The organism is Roseovarius sp. M141 (assembly GCF_024355225.1).
Lineage (GTDB): Bacteria > Pseudomonadota > Alphaproteobacteria > Rhodobacterales > Rhodobacteraceae > Roseovarius.
Genome location: NZ_VCNH01000008.1, coordinates 867,751 through 886,740 on the forward strand (window position 1 = coordinate 867,751; position 18,990 = coordinate 886,740).

Here is an 18,990-nt window from a genome sequence, read left to right on the forward strand (position 1 = left end):
TTTCGAGTATAAGTTGAAGCGCAAATTGACCTCGACCTGCGCGCGGGAACGGTCAAGTGTCAGGCGCCGTCAGGGTAGTCGCACATGACGCGGGGGCATCCGGCTACCCTTGGTTGCCAGCGACGCCCCATTTGTATAGGGATCGAAGGTTGTGACAGGGGCCGGATCATCGGCCGGGGTCACGACTGTGAGGATGGACATGGATACGACATTGCGCGAACGGGTCGATGCGGCCCTGAAACAGGCCATGCGTGACCGGGATGCCCCGCGTCTGGCAACCCTGCGGCTGATCAACGCCGCCATCAAGGATCAGGAAATCGCCGAGCGCGCCAAGGGCGGCGAAGTCGCGCTGAACGACGATGACGTTCTCGCCATTCTGGGCAAGATGACCAAGCAGCGACGGGAATCCGTGCGCGCCTACGAGGAGGGCGGCCGCATCGATCTGGCCGAGCGCGAAGAGGCCGAGGTCGCCATCATCGCCGAATTCCTGCCCCGTCAATTAAAGGAGGCCGAAGTCGACGCCGCCATCGAACAGGCCGTCGCGGAAACCGGCGCGACGTCGATTCGCGACATGGGCAAGATCATGGGTACGCTCAAGGCGAAATACGCCGGCCAGATGGATTTCGGCGCCGTCGGTCCCCGTATCAAGGACCGTCTTTGCTAAAGCGCTGCTGACTGTCGGCTGCCTATTGCCCGGCTTTCATCGTTCTGAAAATACTCAAAAATCCACCGCCGACCCGTATCGTTCCGGTCAGCACTTGGCGCGCGCGCGACCAAGAGCGCCGCGCAACTCTCCATACAAGGTCTTGCGCTCGTCCTCGGACAGAAACGCGCCCAGCTCCACCTCGCGGCCTGCGCCGCGCAGGGTGATGTAATGCGCCACCGGCCCACCCGATGGATAGATCTGCGCCTGCGCCCAATAGCAGTTGCAATCCCAGGTCTTCACATCGCCCTGCGGGCTCGTCCGTGTCAGATGCACTTCGCAATCGTCTATGATCAGCGCCTCGTGCAGTCTGCCTGCGCGATAGCTGTGCTCCAGCGCCCACCATAAAAGGACAACGGTCCCTGCCAGAAATGGCAAAAGCCCCCACAGCACGGCCGTGCCGAGCAGCGCAAACAGCGGGATCGAGATCATCACCGACGTTGCCAGCATGAACCACGCAAAGCCGCGCCGCGGCAGTGACTGATGGGGCCACAAATCCAGCCGTTGAGCGCCCTGATCAGAGGCGGGAAGGGACCATTCGTAGGGCATGACAGTCAATCTAAGTTGGTTGGCGGTGATGAAAAGTGTCCCGGCGCGTCGCAGCGGTCAAGGAGTGCGGTTAGTCAACTGATGTCCGGCAGCATGAACACTCCATTCCGGCCCCCTGTCATCACGCATGACACCGGCATCTTTGCCCGCCAACTACAGTGCCAGCCCAAGAAATGCTATCTGGATATGTGGCGTCGCAAGGTACGGTAACTGTTGGTGCAGGCAGACAGCATACCGGATCAACGCCGCATCCTCGCGCCCGCGCCGCATGATGCCCCCCCGTAAACTTATACGACGGATGCGCGGAACCAGCGCCTTGTTTGCGTCGTTAGGCTGTAGCGAACGGGCACTATAGCTGCATACGCGAATGTTTGATTTGCATGTTGACCGCAGGGGGCGCCACCCTGCGGTCGCCCCGCAGTCCGCGCAATCAAGGAGATCCCAATGGGAATTATCTGGACCATCATCATCGGCTTTGTCGCCGGCATCATCGCAAAGTTTATCACTCCGGGAGGCAATGAACCCTCCGGTTTCATTTTGACCACCATTCTCGGCATTGTGGGGGCTTTCGTCGCGACTTGGTTGGGTCAGGCCGTGGGATGGTACAGTGCAGGTGAGGGCGCGGGATTTATCGGCGCCATTGTCGGCGCGGTGATCGTGCTGCTGGTCTGGGGTGCTTTCTTGCGCAGCCGCGACTCCTGACGAACCTGGAAAATTCACAACCCACAGAAAGGATTCATCATGGCACGAGGCGGCTTTCCCTCTATGACCGCGCTCCTTGGCCTTCTGGCCGTGGCGGGCTACCAGAACCGTGACAAGATATCGCAGATGCTCGCGAACCGTGGAGGTGGCGCTGGCGGCGAACGTCTCGCCGACGCGCCCGGCGGCGCGACAGAGCGCAGTCCGGAACCCCCATCGGGCCTTGAAGGTCTGCTGGGCAAATTCTTTGGCGACGCAGGCAGTGACGGCCTTCTCGGAGGTGCGCTGGCAGAACTGTCCGAACGCTTTGGACAGAGCGGCCAGTCCGAGACCGTGGAGTCCTGGATGGGTACGGGGCCGAACAGAAACGTTGCCCCCCGCGATCTTGAACAGGCGATCGGCTCCGACACTCTCGCAGAGCTGACCGAGCATACCGGTCTGTCACGCGAGGAATTGCTGGAACGTCTCTCTCGCGACCTGCCCGGCGCGGTGGATCAATACACGCCTCAGGGGCAACTGCCACGGCAGACCGGATAGCGCGCCAGCTGAACGCCCATGATCCCATGATGGTGCGACGACGTTCTGCCGGGCGACGACCTCATTGCTTAACCGCCAAAGCCCGTGCGCCCGCCACCGGCCTTGCCGAAACCACCGCGCGAAGTTGCGGCGGCCCGGTTCATCGGGGCCTTGCCGACGGTCGATGCCGGGCGGGTGAATTGCGACGTACTGAGTTTGGCAGCGCCCTTGTTACCGGAATATGCGCTGGAGCGCGCGGCATTCGTGAACCGCCCGTCCGCGGTTTTATACAGCGGCTGCCCAGCTGACATTCCCGAACGCCCACTCAGCATATTGCCGATCAGATACCCCGCCAGAAGGGGCATGAAGATGCTGCCCGAGCCGCCCGGCGTTGCGGCCTGTTCGGTGCTACAGGCGCCGACGCCGTGCTGTTCTTCGCACACCTCGACGCTGTCGTAACGGGGGGCCGCTTCGACATGCAGCGTCTGGGCGTCGGCAAAGGCCGCCTCGCAATCCTGAACGGAAAACAGCCCGCCATTCGTTGCCTCGCTGGTGCAGCTTTGCAGATCCGGGAAGGCTGCGGCGTCCACCTGTTCTTCGCGGCACCCGGCCAGCGTGAAGGCGGCAGCGCCGAGGATCGTGATGGCGACACGGTTGGAGCGTTTGGTCATGACAATCTTACCTTTTGGATAGAGAGGGCGAAAAGCAGCGGGTGGGTTCATCCGGTAATATAGTGCGGCTTGAACCGCGATAGATCCTGCGTGATGCGCGAGCGGTCTTCGCGAATACCGATCCCGGCGCAAGCCTCGCCCACGATCCATGCCCCAATTACCGGACGAAAGCCATCAAACTGGGGCAGGGGGGAATAGGCCTGAATGATCCGGGGATGCTGGGCGTATTCGGTGTTCTGGGCTTGCTCCACGATCTCGCCTGATTTGACGATCGTAACCGAGGCGCCTTCGCGCGACAGGATCGGTTTGGACACATGGCCCGCCACAAGCTGCGCCCCGGCGCGGTCAAAAGCATCGGCTACATTTGCGCAGGCCGTACCCTGACCTGCGATGGCGTCGCCGATGTCCTGCTCGAAAAACGCAGGAAGCAGATTGGGGTGGCCTTCGAACATTTGCCAAAGCACCGGCAAAAGCCCCTTGTTGGACAAAAGCGCCTTCCATGCCGGTTCCAGAAACAGGCAGCGCGATCCGGCGATGTGATCGGCATACTCATCGCGCAAGAGGTCTTCCCAAGGGTAGAGCTTGAACAGCACCCCCATGACGCGATCTTCGTCATCCAGAAACTGGCCGTCCTCGCTGAGCGCGATCTTGTCCAGATCACAGTAATGTGCCCCAAGCCCTGCCTCGCGCGCGGCCCAGCCCATCGCCTCGACTGTGCCGTAATCTTCGGGATTGCCGCCGACGGCGGTGAAATGCAGATCGCTTCCGGGTTCAAACACCGCGCCGAACCGCGCGACAAGCGCCTCGTGAATGCCGTTGAATTGATCCGATCCCTCGGGCAGCACGCCAGCGGCGAGCTGATCCTCCAGCCATTGCCACTGAAACGCGGCGCTTTCATACAGCGAGGTTGGGGTATCGGCGTTATATTCCAGCAGCTTGGCCGGGCCTTTGCCGTCATAGGCAAAATCAAAACGGCCATAGATTTCAGGATCGCCGCGCCGCCAGCTTTCGGCGATCAGGTCGCGATGTTTTTCGGGAATGGCAAGGCGGTCCATGAGCGCCTCGTCAGCGACGATATTGGCCACCGCCTCGCGGGACATCGCATGAAGCTCGGTTGCGGGATCCTCAAGATCGGTCTCGATCTGATCCAGAGAAAAGGCATAGGCCGAGGTTTCGTCCCAGTAGGGTTCGCCGTGCATATCGGCAAAGGTAAAGCCGACTTCGCGGGCATGGTCGCGCCAATGCGGTCTTTCGGGCAGCGTGATTTTCTGCATTCGGCTCTTCCTTGTCAGATCTTGGATCCCGTTTAGATGGTTTTCAGCGTGGCAGCCAGACTTGGTATTCTTGCGCAGGGGATATCGTGCGTGCGCGCATCCGCACTGCCACCGCGCGGCGCCTTCGGCCAGATTTCGCCGGTCGCCAGATGGGCCAGCGCGTTCGGCTAGGTCGGGGGGCTTCAGCTTGACAGGCTGTCGGGATTCGGCGAAAGCTGCGGGTGTGTTGGTGCCTGCCTCGGCAGGTGAAAAGGGAATGTGCAATCGCGATGCGTCGCGGTCAAGCGCAGCCGCCCCCGCGACCGTGAGCGGAAAGGCCGATCAGCGCCACTGGCATATGCCGGGAAGGCAGATCGACCGCAGGGCCACCAGCCCTGAATCCGCAAGCCGGGAGACCTGCCAGACACATGACGACGAAACCGGACGGGGTGCTTCCGGTGTCGGGGCGACTCCGGCATCTGGAGTGTCCTCGCCACCCTTGCCCGCGTCCCATGACATATGGGGCCGAGATCCATGAAAGATCAGGCAGAAACGCCGCCAAATCCTACAGAATTGCTGGTTTGCGTCAAATGTCGGCGTGGCCGCGAGCTTCCGTCCGATGATCGTTGGCCGGGGCAGGCGCTGTTTGACGCGCTGGGCGCTATGGTGCTGCCCGAGGGCGTGCGCGTGACGCCGGTCGATTGTTTGCAGAACTGCAATCACGGTTGCACCGTTGCGCTGCGCGGCGGGGCGCGTTGGGCCTATGTTTTCGCAAATGTCGATGAGGTGGCGGACCCGGCCATGATCCTTGACGGCGCCGCCCGCTATCACGCCACCGCCGACGGTTTGATCCCGTGGCGCGAACGCCCCGAACATTTCAAGCGCAACTGCGTCGCCCGACTTCCCCCACTGGAGACCTCGAATGTCTGATCTTGCAAAACTGCCCGTCACCGTCATCACCGGCTTTCTCGGCTCGGGCAAGACCACGCTGGTGCGCCAGTTGATGCAGAATTCGGGCGGCAGACGCCTGGCCGTGATCGTCAACGAATTCGGGGATGTCGGCGTCGACGGCGACATTCTGAAATCCTGCGCGATCCCCGATTGCCCTGCCGAGAACATCATGGAACTGGCGAATGGCTGCATCTGCTGCACCGTTGCCGATGATTTCATCCCCACGATCGAGGCGCTGATGGCGCTGGATCCGCGCCCCGATCATATCCTGATCGAAACCTCGGGGCTGGCCCTGCCCAAACCGCTGCTCAAGGCGTTTGATTGGCCCGAAATCCGTTCCAAGATCACCGTCGACGGCGTGATCGCGCTGGCCGATGCCGAGGCGGTCGCTGCGGGCCGTTTCGCGCCGAACGTGGCGGCCGTGGACGCGCAGCGCGCAGCTGACGACAGCATCGACCACGAAACGCCCCTGTCGGAGGTGTTCGAGGATCAGATTTCCTGCGCCGATATCATCCTTCTGACCAAGCCCGACCTTGCCGGCCCAGAGGGCGTGGCCCGCGCCAAGGCGATCATCGCCGCCGAAGCGCCGCGCCCGATCCCCGTGATCGAAGTGGCCGAGGGCATGATAGATCCGCGTGTCATTCTGGGGCTGGAGGCCGCCGCCGAGGACGATATAGACGCGCGCCCGTCGCATCACGACGGCGCCGACGATCACGAGCATGACGATTTCGAAAGCATCGTCGTGGACATCCCCGAAGTCACCGACCCCACCGATCTGGTCCGCGCCATCGAGGGGCTGGCCAACGATCACAACATCCTGCGGATCAAGGGCTATGCCGCCGTCACAGGCAAGCCGATGCGCCTGTTGGTGCAGGCTGTCGGCGCGCGGGTGCGTCACCAGTTCGACCGCCCGTGGGCACCGGGCGAGGCGCGCGCCGGGCGGCTGGTGGTCATTGCCGAGCATGACAATATCGACGCAGGCGTGATCCACGCCGCACTGGGCACCGCGCGCGCCCAAGCAGCCGAGTAACGCCATGCATGTTGTTTTCCGCGAAAGCCACGGGCTGGAAGAGACCGAGACACCCACCGATCTGGGGCAGGACGCCGCAGATCTGGTGGTGCTGTCGCTGTCGGATTCCGACCTTGGTGCTTTTGCGGAGGGCTGGCATCGCGGCGGCGGTCCCGAGGGGCGGCTGCCCACGCTCCGGCTGGCCAATATCGTGGCGCTCAAGCATCCCTTGTCGGTCGATACCTATGTCGAGCAAACGCTGAGCGGGGCAAAGGGCATTCTGATCCGCCTGATCGGCGGCGTGCCTTATTGGCCCTACGGTCTGCAACAGATCCGCGCCCTGGCGCAGCAAAAAGGTATCGCGCTGGCTGTGCTGCCCGCCGATGGGCGGCCTGATGCGCGGCTGGACGCGTTGTCGACCTTGCCGAAATCCACGCTGCGGCGGCTGGCACATTTGTGCGATACTGGCGGCGCCATAGCGGCGCAGGCGGCGCTGGCGCAGATGTCGCTGGCGGCGGGGCTTTATGCTGGTCCGGTACGCGGCGCGAAATCGCTGCCGCAGGTGGGGGCGTGGATGCCCGAGCAGGGCGCGTGCTGCCCGGTTTTCGCACTGGGGTCTGCGCCCGCTTTGACAGACGCGCCGCGCATCCTGATCGTCTTTTATCGCTCCTATCTGGTTGCCGCCGACCTTGCGCCGATCACGGCGCTGTTCGCCGCCTTTCGGGCGCGCGGCTTTGATGTGATCGCGCTCTTTGCGCCGTCGCTGAAGGCATCCGAGGCGGCGGGCTGGTTGCGCCGTCAGGTGGCGCATCTGGCCCCTGCGGCCATCGTCAACGCCACCGCCTTTTCCGGCAAGGGCGAGGGCGGCACGTCCCCGCTCGATGCCGCAGATGTGCCGGTATTCCAGATCGCGCTGGCCACCTCCACGCGCAAGGCGTGGGCGGAGGCCGAAAGGGGCCTGTCGCCTGCGGACCTTGCCATGCATGTGGTCCTGCCCGAGGTGGACGGGCGCATCATGGGCGGCGTCGCCAGCTTCAAGGATCCGGGCAAGCGCGACGCACATCTGCAATATTCCCGCTTTGCCCACTGCGCCGAGGCGGGACGGATCGAGGCGATTGCCGACCGCGTTCAGGGCTGGACGCGGCTGGCGGCGACACCGGCAACGCAGCGGCGGGTTGCGCTGGTGCTGTCCACCTATCCCGGCAAGGATTGGAACATGGGCCACGCCGTCGGTCTGGACGCGCCGCAATCGGCCGAGGCAATCCTGAGCGATCTGCGCGGCGCCGGGTACGACATCGGGGCAGGGGGCGCGCCCTTGCAGGAGGCGCTGCTGGCGCGCAGCACGGTCTGGCCGCTGGACGACTACAAGGCGGCGTTGGCCAAGCTACCCGAAGAGTTGCGCAAAACGCTGGCCGAGGTGTGGGGCGAACCCGAGGATGACCCCGACGCTCATGACGGCGCATTCCACTTCGCCGCCGCCCCGCGCGGCAAATCATGGATCGCGCTCCAGCCCGAGCGTGACACGCCCAAGGGCCGCGAGGACAGCTATCACGATCTGGTCCGCACACCGCGCCATGCCTACGTGGCCTTTTACCTGTGGCTGCAATGCCATGCTGACGCGTTGGTCCATATCGGTGCGCATGGCACGCTGGAATGGCTGCCGGGCAAGTCGGTGGCGCTGTCCGGCACATGCTGGCCCGAGGTTCTGACCGGCGCGCTGCCCGTCATTTACCCCTTCATCGTCAACGACCCCGGCGAGGCCGCGCAGGCCAAGCGGCGCATTGGCGCGGTCACGCTGGGGCATATCCCGCCGCCCTTGCGCAGCAGCGGCACGCCTGAGCGGCTGGCGCGGCTTGAGGCATTGCTGGACGAGTTTTCCAACGCTGACGGCCTTGACCCGCGTCGCCGCGACCGCCTTCAGGGTGATATCCGCGCTGAGGCGCAGGCGCAGGGGCTGGAGGAGGATCTGGGCCTTGACCGCGCCGGATGCAGCGCCGAGGCGATCACGCGAATCGACCGTTTCGTCTGCGACATCAAGGAAAGCCAGTTTGGCGAAGGTCTGCATATCTGGGGCCGCGCGCCGCGCGGCGCGGCGCCCTTTGCCACCGCGCAGTCGGTGGCGGCCGAGCGGCAGGCGCTGCTGGACGCGCTGGCGGGGCGCCGGATCGTACCCGGCCCCTCCGGGTCGCCCTATCGCGGACGGCGCGATGTGCTGCCGACGGGGCGCAACCTGTTCACCACTGATCCGCGCGCGGTGCCGACACGCGCCGCCTATGCGCAGGGCGTGCGGCTGGCCGATGAGCTGATCCGACGCCATTTGCAGGACGAGGGCGACTGGCCGCGCGGCCTGATCGTCGATCTGTGGGGCTCGGCCACGATGCGCACGGCGGGCGAGGAATTTGCCATGGCGCTGCATCTGCTGGGCGTGCGCCCCGTCTGGGATGCCGGCTCCGAGCGTGTTTCGGGCATCGAGGTGCTGCCGCTGGCCGAAATGGACTGCCCGCGCATCGATGTCACCCTGCGCGTCTCGGGTCTGTTCCGCGACGTGTTTCCGACGCTGTCGGCACTGTTTGCCCAAGCGGTGCGCGCACTGGCAGACCGCGACGAGGCGCCGGACTGGAACCCCTATGCCGGCCACAGCGATCTGGCGCGCGTCTACGGCCCGGCGCCGGGTCAGTTCGGCCTTGGCATGGGGGCGGCGCTGGACGACTACAGCGCCGCAGGCCGCGAAAAGGCGGGGCTGGCGTGGCTCGATGCCAGCACCTGGGCGCTGGACGGCGAGGCGGCAACCAAGGATGGCGCAGGCATCCGCGCCCGCGTGGCACGCGCCGATAGTTTCGTGCATCCGCAGGATTTGCCCGAAACTGACCTGCTGCTGGCCAGCGATTATGCCGCGCATGAGGCGGGATTTGCCGCGGCGCAGGCTGTGACAGGTGGCAAGGCTGCCCTCTATCATCTGGACAATACCGACCCCGAGCGCCCGCGTGCGCGCGACCTATCTGAGGAAATCGCCCGTGTCGTGCGCGCCCGCGCTGCCAATGGCGGTTGGATCGACGGCATGAAACAGCACGGCTTTCGCGGTGCGGCCGAGATTGCGGCGACGTTGGATCACATGGCCAGTTTCGCGCATCTGGCCGGGGTGGTGCCGACGTATCTGTTTGATCTCTACCATGACGCGACGCTGGGTGATCCGGAAACCGACGGGTTTTTGCAAGACGCCAACCCCGAGGCGCACGGCGCGATGCAGGCGCGGTTTGCCGCGCTGCTGGAGGCGGGGCTGTGGCAGACGCGGCGCAATTCGGTGATGGCCGCGCTGGGGCCAGGCGCATGAGCGCGCCGCAGATCAAGGGCTGGTGCCCCGGCGCACATCGCCCGATGTTGGCTGCCGACGGGCTGGTCGTGCGCATCCGCCCGCGATTGGCGCGGCTTGAGGCGGCGCAGGCGCTGGGCCTGTGCGATCTGGCCCGGCGCTATGGTCATGGCTATCTGGACCTGACGAACCGCGCCAATCTGCAAATTCGCGGCGTGGCCGAGGGCGATCATGCCGCGCTTTTGCACAGCTTGGGCGATCTGGGCCTGCTGGATGCCGATCCGGCGCTGGAGGAGCGGCGCAACATTCTGGTCTCGCCGTTCTGGCAGGAGGGGGACATCGTTCGTCGCCTCACGCTGGCGTTGCTGGCGCGCCTGTCAGACCTGCCGGATCTGCCCGCCAAGGTCGGCTTTGCCATCGATTGCGGCGCCGGTCCGGTGCTGACCGCAGACAGCGCTGATCTGCGGATCGAGCGCGCGGCCTCCGGCCTGATCCTGCGCGCGGATGGTGCGGCGGCGGGGCGCGCGGTCAGCGAAGACAGCGCAATCCCCGCGCTGATCGAAATGGCGCACTGGCTGGCAGACCATATCACGCCGGACCACCGCCGCATGGCGCGCGTCGTCGCTGCGGCGCCCCTGCCGCCGGAGTGGTGCGATACGCCGCTCTTGCCGCCTGCACAGCGGCCTCAGATCGGCGTGCAGGCGAACGGTGCGATGATCGGGGCCGCGTTCGGCCATGTCGATGCCGCGGCATTGACGCGGGTGATCAGGGCGCAGGGGCTGGCCGCCATTCGCGTCACCCCATGGCGCACCCTGTTTCTGGAGGGCGGCGCCCCCCCCGATGAACCCGCTTTCGTCACCGACCCGGACGATCCGCTGATGCGCGTCGATGCCTGCCCCGGCGCGCCCTACTGCCCCTCGGCGACCGTCCCGACACGCGCCCTTGCGCGTCGCCTTGCGCCCCATGTCACCGGCACGCTGCATGTCTCGGGTTGCTCCAAGGGCTGCGCACGCAAGCGGGCGGCGGATGTGACGCTGATCGGGCGTGAGGGACGCTTTGACATGCTGCGCCAAGGCTGCGTAGAGAACACCCCTGAGCAATACGGACTCAGCCCCGATGACATTCTGGCCGAAGTGAGCGCACTGAAATGAGCTATACCTATCAGACCGATGGCGCCGCGATCTACGCGCAATCCTTCGCCATGATCCGCGCCGAGGCGGATCTGGCCCGCTTCAGCGCCGACGAAGAGCCGATCGTCGTGCGCATGATCCACGCCGCCGGAATGGTCGGGCTGGAGCGCGACGTGCGCCTGTCGCCGGATTTTGCCCGCGCCGCCCGCGCTGCGCTGGATGCCGGCGCGCCGATCCTGTGCGACGCCCGCATGGTCAGCGAGGGTGTGACGCGCACCCGCCTGCCTGCCGAAAATCAGGTGATCTGCACGCTCTGGGACCCCGCCGTGCCGGACCTTGCCCGCGAGATGTCAAACACCCGTTCCGCCGCCGCGCTGGAACTGTGGAGGCCGCATCTGGAGGGCGCGCTGGTGGCCATCGGCAACGCGCCGACCGCGCTGTTTCATCTGCTGAACATGCTGGAGGATCCGGCCTGCCCGCGCCCTGCGGCGATCATCGGTTGCCCCGTCGGATTTGTCGGCGCCCGCGAGAGCAAGGATGCGCTCTGGGCAGATCAGCCGGTGCCGTGCTGCATCGTCGAGGGGCGTCTGGGCGGCAGCGCCATCACCGTCGCCGCGATCAACGCCATTGCGAGTCGCGCAGAATGAGCGGCGCGGCCCTGACCACCGGCACGATTCACGGCATCGGCCTCGGCCCCGGCGACCCGGACCTGATGAGCGTGCGCGCCCACCGGCTCGTCACCAGTGCCCGCCATGTCGCATTCTTTCGCAAGCAAGGGCGTTCAGGCCGCGCGCGCGGCATGGTCGAGGGGATGCTGCCCGCAGGCGTCGTGGAATTTGCCATGGAATATCCCGTCACCACCGAAATCCCGCTGGCGCATCCCGGCTACAATGCCGCCCTTTCGGCCTTTTACACGGATTGCACCGCCCATTTGCGCAGCTTGGCCGCGCGCGGCGAGGATGTTGTGGTGCTGTGCGAGGGCGATCCGTTCTTTTACGGCTCGTTCATGCATCTGTATACGCGGCTCAAGGACGACGTGCCGGTGCAGGTGGTTCCCGCAACTACCGGTATGTCGGCGGCATGGACGGCCTCGGGGCGGCCGATCACATGGGGCGACGACGTGCTGAGCGTGCTGATGGCGACCTTGCCCGAGGATGAGCTGGTTCGCCACATGGAAGCCGCCGACGCGCTGGTGGTGATGAAGATCGGCCGCAACATCGACAAGGTACGCCGCGCCCTGCACCGGGCGGGCAAATATGACGACGCGTGGCTGGTGGAATATGCCAGCATGGAAGGTCAGGCCGTGCAGAAATTGTCGCAGGCCGAGGGCCGCATGACGCCGTATTTCTCAATCGTGCTGGTGCATGGCAACGGACGCCGCCCATGAGCGGTTCGCTGGTCATCGCGGGGCTGGGGCCAGGCGCCGGGGATCTGGTGACGCCGCAGGTCACTGCCGCGCTTGAGCAGGCGACGGATGTGGTCGGCTACATTCCTTATGTGGCGCGCATTGCCGCCCGTCCGGGCCTGACGCTGCATCCCAGCGATAACCGGGTCGAGTTGGACCGTTCGCGCCACGCGCTGGAAATGGCGGCAGAGGGCCGCCGCGTCGTCGTGGTATCGTCGGGTGATCCAGGGGTGTTCGCCATGGCGGCGGCTGTGTTCGAGGCAGTCGAGTCCGGGCCGCCCGCATGGCGCAACCTGAACATCGAGGTGTTGCCGGGCATTACCGCCATGCTGGCCGCTGCCGCGCGCGTCGGCGCGCCCTTGGGCCATGATTTCTGCGCCATCAACCTCAGCGACAATCTGAAGCCCTGGGCGCTGATCGAAAAGCGTCTGCGCCTTGCCGCCGAGGCCGATTTTGCCATGGCGTTCTATAATCCCCGGTCCAAGGCGCGCCCCAAAGGGTTCGCCCGTGTTCTGGAGATCCTCAATGAGTCCTGCCGCGACGCCCGCCCGGTGATCTTTGCCCGTGCCGTGTCGACCGCCGAAGAGGCGATCCGCGTCGTGGCGCTGCCCGATGCGCGCCCTGAAATGGCCGACATGCGCACCATGGTGCTGGTCGGCACATCGACCACGCGGCTGATCACGCGTGACGGCGCGCCCTTTGTTTATACCCCCCGGTCGGTGCCGGAATGAACCAGCCACGCCAGCACCTCGGGCACCGAATGTGCTTCGGGCCGCGCTGGAATGGCGGGGCGGTCGATCATGATGACGGGCAGGCCCAGATCGCGCGCCGCCGTGATCTTGGCGGCGGCGCCGGTGCCGCCGGAGTTTTTCGAAACGACAAGGTTGATCCGGTAGTCGCGCATCAGCGCCAGATCGCCCGCAACGCTGAACGGGCCGCGATCCTGCACGATGTCGCAGGTGGCAAAGGGCAGCGGCGCATCGGGCGCATCGATCAGGCGCAGCAGGTAGAAATGCTGCGGATTGGGCGCAAATTCAGCCAGTTGCATGCGCCCGACGGCCAGCATGACGCGGGCGGGCGCGCGGTCCAGCGCCGCGACGGCGCCAGCAATATCGGGCACATGCGTCCAGCGATCACCCGGCCCGGCCTGCCAGGGCGCGCGGGTCAGCGCGATCAGGGGCACACGCGCTGCGGCGCAGGCGGCCACGGCATTGGCGCTCATCTGCGCGGCAAAGGGGTGTGTTGCATCCACGACGTGGGTGATTGCGTGATTTTGCAGGTAGCGCACCAACCCCGCCACACCGCCAAAGCCCCCCACGCGCTGCGGCAGCGGCTGGCGCACGGGCCGCGCAACCCGGCCCGCCAAGGAGACGGTTGCGCGAATACCCGCTGCGCTCAGGGCTTGGCAAAGTGCGGTGGCCTCACTCGTGCCGCCCAACACCAGAAGGTTTTCATGCATGGCTGACGCTCCGTGGCTGACCATCGTGGGATTGGGCGAAGATGCGCCGGACGGGTTGGCGCGCGCAAGCCTTGCCGCGCTGGAGGCGGCGGAAATCGTGATGGGGCCGCCAAGGCATCTGGGACTGCTGCCGGATCTAAAGGCCGAGCGGATTGCGTGGCCCGTGCCCTTCGCGGATGGGATTGCACAGCTTCTTGCCCTGCGCGGGCGGCGCGTTGTGGCGCTGGCATCGGGTGATCCGTTCTGGTTCGGCGCGGGTAGCAGTATTGCGCAGCATCTGGCGCCAGGCGAATGGATGGCCTTGCCCGGGCCGTCGACCTTCTCGCTGGTGGCGGCGCGCATGGGCTGGTCGCTGGAGCGCACGGAATGCTTTGGCCTGCATGCCGCGCCCCTTGCCCGGCTGCGGCCGGCGCTTGCCGCTGGCGTTTGGATGATCGTGCTGCTGCGCGATGGGGCGGCGGTGCGGGATCTGGCCGAGTACCTTGTCGATGCCGGGTTCGGCGCGTCCGATCTGGTCATCCACGAGGCCGTGGGCGGCCCCCGCGAGCGGCGCACGGATGGCACGGCGGCGGATGTCCCGAGTGTTGAGTTTGCCCACCCGATCTGCGCGGCGGTTCAGGTGCGCGGCGCGGGCGATGCGCTGCCGCTGGCCAGCGGTCGGCCCGATGCGTGGTTCGACAGTGACGGTCAGATGACCAAGCGGTCGGTTCGGGCGCTGACCCTGTCGGCGCTGGCGCCGCGCCCGTTTCAACATCTGTGGGACATCGGCGGCGGCTCGGGGTCTATCGGGATCGAGTGGCTGCTGTCGCATCCCAGCGTCAGCGCCACCACGATCGAGCCGCGCGGGGATCGCGCGGCGCGGATCACGCAGAACGCCGCGCGGCTGGGCGCGGATCGCCTGAATGTCGTGCAGGGCGCGGCGCCGGACGCGCTGGCAGATCTGCCGCGCCCCGATGCGGTATTCGTCGGCGGCGGGCTGACGCCAGCGCTGCTGGACTGGCTGGAGGCGCATCTGCCCGGCGGTACAAGGATCGTCGCCAATGCCGTGACGCTGGAGACCGAAGCGCTGCTGGCCCACGCCCACGCGCGTCTGGGCGGCGAGTTGCTGCGCATCGAACTGGCGCAGGCCGCGCCGCTGGGGACAAAACGTGGCTGGAAGGCCAGTTACCCGGTTGTCCAGTGGAGCGCGACGCTATGATCGTCGCGGGGTTCGGATTTCGCGCAAGCGCCGGTTTGGACAGCCTGCGCGCGGCGCTCGGCTTGGCATATAGCGGGCCGGATCCCGATCTGCTGGCAACTGCGGCTGGCAAGGAACACAGCATAGCGTTGCAGGCATTGGCGGATGAGATGGGCCTAAATATCCATGCGGTGCCGCCCCAGCGTCTGAGGGCCCAAACGACACTGACACGATCCCCCCCCTCACAAGCCGCCCATGGCACCGGCAGCGTGGCCGAGGCGGCGGCGCTGGCGGCTGCCGGCCCCGGCGCGCGGCTGATCGCGGCGCGGCACATTTCACCCGATCGCATGGCGAGCTGCGCTATCGCAGAAGGAGACGGACAATGACCATTCATTTCATCGGTGCAGGTCCCGGCGCGCCGGACCTGTTGACGTTGCGGGGGCGCGATCTGATCGCATCCTGCCCGGTGTGCCTCTACGCCGGATCGCTGGTGCCGGAGGAAATCCTGAGCCACTGCCCCGAGGGCGCGCATATCGTGAACACCGCGTCGATGGATCTGGATGCGATCATTGGCGAAATGCAACGCGCGCACGGCGCCGGTCAGGATGTCGCGCGGCTGCATTCGGGGGATCTGTCGGTCTGGTCCGCGATGGGCGAGCAGATCCGCCGCCTGCACGCCCTGGACATCCCGGTGTCGGTCACGCCGGGCGTGCCGTCCTTTGCCGCCGCCGCCGCCGCGCTGGGGGCGGAGCTGACGCTGCCCGGCCTTGCGCAATCGCTGGTGCTGACGCGCACGCCGGGGCGGGCATCCTCGATGCCCGAGGGCGAGACGCTGGTTAATTTCGCCGCCACCGGGGCGACGCTGGCGATCCATCTGTCGATCCAGAACCTGGCCCATGTGACAGACAGCCTGACGCCCGCCTATGGCGCGGAGTGCCCCGTCGCCATCGTATTTCGCGCCTCCTGGCCGGATCAGCGGATCATTCGCGGCACTCTGGCCGACATTGCCGGGCGGCTGGACGCGGGGATCACGCGCACCGCGCTGATCCTCGTCGGGCCTGCCTTGGGTGGGGAGGGGTTCGCGGAAAGCTGCCTTTACGCCAAGGATTACGACCGCCGCTACAGACCGCAAAGCGCGAACAGCCCTTGGGCCGGGTGGAGCGACAGCGATGAGTGATGCACCCGGCATAATGATCTCGGCCCCGTCCTCGGGGACGGGCAAGACGACGGTGATGCTGGGCCTGTTGCGTGCGCTGGCCGATGATGGGATGCGGGTGCAGCCGTTCAAATCGGGGCCCGATTACATCGACCCGGCGTTTCATCTGGCCGCCGCCGGGCGCGCGTCGTTCAACCTCGATACATGGGCGATGGGCGACGGGCTGCTGAACGCCATCGCGGCGCAGGCCAAGGGCGCCGAGATCTGCGTCGCCGAAGGGTCGATGGGTCTCTATGACGGGGTCGCCACGCGCGGGCAAAGCGGCTTTGGCACCAGCGCCGAAACGGCGTTGCGCATGGGCTGGCCCGTGGTGCTGGTCGTCGACGTCAGCGGACAGGCGCAATCGGCGGCAGCGGCGGCGCTGGGATTCAGGATGTATAACCCGGATGTGCCGTTTGCCGGTGTGATCCTGAACCGGGTTGCGTCGCCCCGGCATGAACGTCTGACGGCGCTGGGCATGGAAAAGGCCGGGCTGACAGTGCTGGGCGCCCTGCCACGGCGCGGTGATCTGACATTGCCCGAGCGGCATCTGGGCCTCATTCAGGCGGTCGAGCATCCCGATCTGGAGGCCGCTATCACAGGTTATGCCACGTTCCTGCGCGAACACGTCGATATAGACGCGATCAAATCGGCGGCTCGCGGCAAGGGCGCGGGACAGGGCGGCAGGTTGCCCCCGCCGCCCGCGCAGCGGATCGCGCTGGCGCAGGATGCGGCGTTTTCGTTCACCTATCCGCATCTGGTCGAAGGCTGGCGCGCGGCGGGGGCCGAGGTGCTGCCGTTTTCGCCGCTGGCGGATGAGGCGCCGGACCCCGGCGCCGATCTGGTCTGGCTGCCGGGCGGTTATCCCGAACTGCACGCAGGTCGGCTGGCGGCGGCGAATACTTTCCGCACCGGCCTGCGGCATCACGCCGAAACGCGGCCCGTGCATGGTGAATGTGGTGGCTACATGGCACTGGGCGCGGCGCTGATCGACAAGGAGGGACAGCGCCACGCGATGGCCGGGCTGCTGGGCCTCGTCACCAGCTATGAGAAACGCAAATTTCATCTGGGCTACCGGCAGGCAGTGCTGCATGCGCCCCTGCCGGGGCACGCGCCCGGCGCCCGGTTGCGCGGGCATGAGTACCACTACTCCACCATTCTGGAACAGCCCGATGCGCCGCTGGCGGCCGTGGGCGATGCCGATGGCAACCCGGTGCCGGAAACGGGGTCGTATCGCGGTCATGTCTCGGGCACGTTCTTTCACCTTATCACGGCGGAGGAGGAGGCATGACCGGTTTCGTCAGCTTTGTCGGGTCCGGCCCCGGCGATCCCGAGCTATTGACCCTGAAGGCGGTGGACCGTTTGAAACGCGCCGATGCGGTGCTGTTCGACGATCTGTCCTCGGGGCCGATCCTGAGCCATGCGCGCAGCGGCGCCGACCTGATCGGTGTGGGCAAAAGGGCAGGGCGGGCATCGCCGCGTCAGCACCATGTCAGCCGTCTGCTGGTTGAATATGCGCAGATCGATCAGCGTGTCGTGCGGCTGAAATCCGGTGACAGCGGCCTGTTCGGGCGGCTGGAGGAAGAACTGATCGCGTTGCGCGAGGCGGGCATTCCCTATGAGATCATTCCCGGCGTGCCGTCGGCCATTGCCGCCGCCGCCGCCGCGGGCATCCCGCTGACCCGCCGCCTGACCGCGCGGCGCGTGCAATTTGTCACCGGCCATGACATCAGCGGTCAGCTGCCGCAGGATATGAACCTGCAAGCGCTGGCCGATCCGATGGCAACGACCGTCGTTTTCATGGGGAAACGGACGTTTCCAAAACTGTATCAGACGCTGCATGCCCACGGGTTGCCCGCCGATACCCCCGCGCTTCTGGCCGAGGATGTCAGTGGTTCCGATCAGCGCCTGACGCGGATGAGCGTCGCGGCGCTGGCTGACCGGCTGAGCAGTGAAATAGGCGAGACGCCAGCGCTGATCCTCTACGGTCCGCTTGCCGAGGGATGATTTAGTCTTTGCGAGAGGCGGCTCTTTGACGTAGCGTCTGGTTACGGCGTCACATCTGTGACTTCAAAGGGAATCGGGTGAAACACCCGGACTGCCCCCGCAACTGTAAGCGGTGAGTGCAAAGGCGAAACCACTGGCCGAATGGCTGGGAAGGGCCGGCGCGCATTGACCCGCAAGTCAGGAGACCTGCCGTGAAACCGAAGGCCGATACGCATTCATTATATCCAACGTCGCCGGAGGGGCGGCATCACAAGGGACTTGTTTCATGCATATCGAACCGGGCGTCGTCGACGGCGCAAAAATGATATTTGCCTATGGCACTGCCGCCGCCGCTGCCGGGTATGCCGTCAAGCTGATCGCGGGCGATCTGGCCACGCACAACGTCGCCTCTTTTGCTGTCCGCACCGTGCTGGCCACCATCGGCGTCTTCATATTTTTCGAACTGATGCCGCATTTCGCCGTCGGCGTGTCCGAGGTGCATTTCATCCTTGGCACGACGCTGTTCCTGCTGCTGGGTTCAGCCCCGGCTGCGCTGGGTCTGGCCGTGGGTCTGCTGGTGCAGGGCATGTTCTTTGCGCCGACCGACATGCCGATGTACTTTGTCAACGTCACGACGCTGCTTGTACCGCTGTTTGCCATCGACGCGCTGGCGCAGCGCATCATCCCGCAGGACCGCGCCTATGTCGATCTGGCCTATGCGGACGTGTTCAAGCTGTCGGTCGCGTATCAGGGCGGCGTCGTCGCCTGGGTCGCGTTCTGGGCGGTCTACGGTCAGGGTTTCGGCGCGGCCAACCTGAACGCCGTCTGGACCTTTGGCGCGGCTTACATGCTGGTCGTTCTGGTCGAACCGATTGCCGATCTGGCCATTCTGGCGGGCGCCAAGGCGCTGCGCGACGGCAGTATCCGGGGGCTGTTCACGCATCGCCTGTATAACGCGTCCTGATCGCAGGTAGATA

Annotated in this window: 21 protein-coding genes and 2 riboswitches; of the genes, 16 read left to right on the plus strand and 5 right to left on the minus strand. The window is 65.9% G+C overall.

The window, feature by feature from the left end; genetic code table 11:
* Positions 1 to 69: 69 nt before the first annotated feature.
* Entirely contained in the window at positions 70 to 201 is a 132-nt protein-coding gene (locus FGD77_RS08335; RefSeq protein WP_255008436.1) for a hypothetical protein, read from the minus strand.
* Here FGD77_RS08335 and FGD77_RS08340 point away from each other — a divergent pair.
* Positions 200 to 664, plus strand: a complete 465-nt coding sequence (locus FGD77_RS08340) for a GatB/YqeY domain-containing protein (protein WP_255008438.1) — start codon at positions 200 to 202, stop codon at positions 662 to 664. The genes FGD77_RS08335 and FGD77_RS08340 overlap by 2 nt on opposite strands.
* Positions 665 to 751: 87 nt before the next feature.
* Here the strand turns inward: FGD77_RS08340 and FGD77_RS08345 are convergent, their stop codons facing one another.
* Positions 752 to 1,252 carry a DUF2244 domain-containing protein gene (locus FGD77_RS08345; protein WP_255008440.1) on the minus strand — a complete coding sequence of 167 codons (501 nt, stop codon included), beginning with the start codon at positions 1,250 to 1,252 and terminating at the stop codon, positions 752 to 754.
* A gap of 444 nt (positions 1,253 to 1,696) precedes the next feature.
* Here FGD77_RS08345 and FGD77_RS08350 point away from each other — a divergent pair, with 444 nt between their 5' ends.
* Both FGD77_RS08350 and FGD77_RS08355 read left to right on the plus strand, forming a co-directional pair.
* Positions 1,697 to 1,954, plus strand: a complete 258-nt coding sequence (locus FGD77_RS08350) for a GlsB/YeaQ/YmgE family stress response membrane protein (protein WP_255008442.1) — start codon at positions 1,697 to 1,699, stop codon at positions 1,952 to 1,954.
* A 39-nt stretch (positions 1,955 to 1,993) separates the two neighbouring features.
* A complete protein-coding gene (locus FGD77_RS08355; RefSeq protein WP_255008444.1) occupies positions 1,994 to 2,488 on the plus strand; it encodes a YidB family protein in 495 nt (164 codons plus the stop codon).
* Between the two features lie 68 nt (positions 2,489 to 2,556).
* Here the strand turns inward: FGD77_RS08355 and FGD77_RS08360 are convergent, their stop codons facing one another.
* Together FGD77_RS08360 and FGD77_RS08365 are read right to left on the minus strand one after the other, a co-directional pair.
* A complete protein-coding gene (locus FGD77_RS08360; protein ID WP_255008445.1) occupies positions 2,557 to 3,138 on the minus strand; it encodes a DUF1190 domain-containing protein in 582 nt (193 codons plus the stop codon).
* A 47-nt stretch (positions 3,139 to 3,185) separates the two neighbouring features.
* Positions 3,186 to 4,412, minus strand: coding sequence for a glutathionylspermidine synthase family protein (locus FGD77_RS08365; RefSeq protein WP_255008446.1), 1,227 nt, complete (start codon positions 4,410 to 4,412; stop codon positions 3,186 to 3,188).
* A gap of 210 nt (positions 4,413 to 4,622) precedes the next feature.
* Positions 4,623 to 4,831: riboswitch (cobalamin riboswitch) on the plus strand.
* 94 nt (positions 4,832 to 4,925) lie between these two features.
* Between FGD77_RS08365 and FGD77_RS08370 the strand changes: the two genes are divergently transcribed.
* Genes FGD77_RS08370 through cobJ form a run of 7 tightly spaced genes read left to right on the plus strand, consistent with a single transcriptional unit; the run spans position 4,926 to position 12,927 of the window.
* Positions 4,926 to 5,321, plus strand: a complete 396-nt coding sequence (locus FGD77_RS08370; protein WP_255008447.1) for a DUF1636 domain-containing protein — start codon at positions 4,926 to 4,928, stop codon at positions 5,319 to 5,321.
* Positions 5,314 to 6,372 carry a cobalamin biosynthesis protein CobW gene (gene cobW, locus FGD77_RS08375; protein ID WP_255008448.1) on the plus strand — a complete coding sequence of 353 codons (1,059 nt, stop codon included), beginning with the start codon at positions 5,314 to 5,316 and terminating at the stop codon, positions 6,370 to 6,372. The genes FGD77_RS08370 and cobW overlap by 8 nt, the downstream gene beginning before the upstream one ends.
* Before the next feature lie 4 nt (positions 6,373 to 6,376).
* Entirely contained in the window at positions 6,377 to 9,682 is a 3,306-nt protein-coding gene (gene cobN / locus FGD77_RS08380; RefSeq protein WP_255008449.1) for a cobaltochelatase subunit CobN, read from the plus strand.
* On the plus strand, positions 9,679 to 10,812 hold the full coding sequence (locus FGD77_RS08385; protein ID WP_255008451.1) for a cobalamin biosynthesis protein CobG: 1,134 nt from the start codon (positions 9,679 to 9,681) through the stop codon (positions 10,810 to 10,812). Before cobN ends, FGD77_RS08385 begins: the two co-directional genes overlap by 4 nt.
* Positions 10,809 to 11,438 carry a precorrin-8X methylmutase gene (locus FGD77_RS08390; RefSeq protein WP_255008453.1) on the plus strand — a complete coding sequence of 210 codons (630 nt, stop codon included), beginning with the start codon at positions 10,809 to 10,811 and terminating at the stop codon, positions 11,436 to 11,438. The genes FGD77_RS08385 and FGD77_RS08390 overlap by 4 nt, the downstream gene beginning before the upstream one ends.
* The gene (gene cobI, locus FGD77_RS08395) at positions 11,435 to 12,178 is read left to right on the plus strand and encodes a precorrin-2 C(20)-methyltransferase (protein ID WP_255008455.1); all 744 of its coding nucleotides are present in this window, start codon (positions 11,435 to 11,437) and stop codon (positions 12,176 to 12,178) included. The genes FGD77_RS08390 and cobI overlap by 4 nt, the downstream gene beginning before the upstream one ends.
* A complete protein-coding gene (gene cobJ / locus FGD77_RS08400) occupies positions 12,175 to 12,927 on the plus strand; it encodes a precorrin-3B C(17)-methyltransferase (protein ID WP_255008457.1) in 753 nt (250 codons plus the stop codon). The genes cobI and cobJ overlap by 4 nt, the downstream gene beginning before the upstream one ends.
* Here cobJ and FGD77_RS08405 read toward each other — a convergent pair.
* Positions 12,900 to 13,655, minus strand: a complete 756-nt coding sequence (locus tag FGD77_RS08405) for a cobalt-precorrin-6A reductase (protein ID WP_255008459.1) — start codon at positions 13,653 to 13,655, stop codon at positions 12,900 to 12,902. The genes cobJ and FGD77_RS08405 overlap by 28 nt on opposite strands.
* Between FGD77_RS08405 and cbiE the strand changes: the two genes are divergently transcribed.
* From cbiE to FGD77_RS08435, 6 genes are all read left to right on the plus strand, one after another.
* Positions 13,654 to 14,853 (plus strand): precorrin-6y C5,15-methyltransferase (decarboxylating) subunit CbiE, encoded by a 1,200-nt coding sequence (gene cbiE, locus FGD77_RS08410; RefSeq protein ID WP_255008460.1) that lies wholly within the window; start codon positions 13,654 to 13,656, stop codon positions 14,851 to 14,853. The genes FGD77_RS08405 and cbiE overlap by 2 nt on opposite strands.
* Positions 14,850 to 15,218 carry a cobalamin biosynthesis protein gene (locus FGD77_RS08415; RefSeq protein WP_255008463.1) on the plus strand — a complete coding sequence of 123 codons (369 nt, stop codon included), beginning with the start codon at positions 14,850 to 14,852 and terminating at the stop codon, positions 15,216 to 15,218. Before cbiE ends, FGD77_RS08415 begins: the two co-directional genes overlap by 4 nt.
* Entirely contained in the window at positions 15,215 to 16,009 is a 795-nt protein-coding gene (gene cobM, locus FGD77_RS08420) for a precorrin-4 C(11)-methyltransferase (RefSeq protein ID WP_255008466.1), read from the plus strand. Before FGD77_RS08415 ends, cobM begins: the two co-directional genes overlap by 4 nt.
* Positions 16,002 to 17,318: a cobyrinate a,c-diamide synthase gene (locus FGD77_RS08425; protein WP_255008467.1), complete on the plus strand. Its 1,317-nt coding sequence runs from the start codon at positions 16,002 to 16,004 to the stop codon at positions 17,316 to 17,318. Before cobM ends, FGD77_RS08425 begins: the two co-directional genes overlap by 8 nt.
* On the plus strand, positions 17,315 to 18,034 hold the full coding sequence (gene cobA / locus FGD77_RS08430; protein WP_255008469.1) for a uroporphyrinogen-III C-methyltransferase: 720 nt from the start codon (positions 17,315 to 17,317) through the stop codon (positions 18,032 to 18,034). Before FGD77_RS08425 ends, cobA begins: the two co-directional genes overlap by 4 nt.
* A gap of 27 nt (positions 18,035 to 18,061) precedes the next feature.
* Positions 18,062 to 18,243: riboswitch (cobalamin riboswitch) on the plus strand.
* A gap of 56 nt (positions 18,244 to 18,299) precedes the next feature.
* Entirely contained in the window at positions 18,300 to 18,977 is a 678-nt protein-coding gene (locus FGD77_RS08435) for an energy-coupling factor ABC transporter permease (protein WP_255008471.1), read from the plus strand.
* Positions 18,978 to 18,990: the final 13 nt, after the last annotated feature.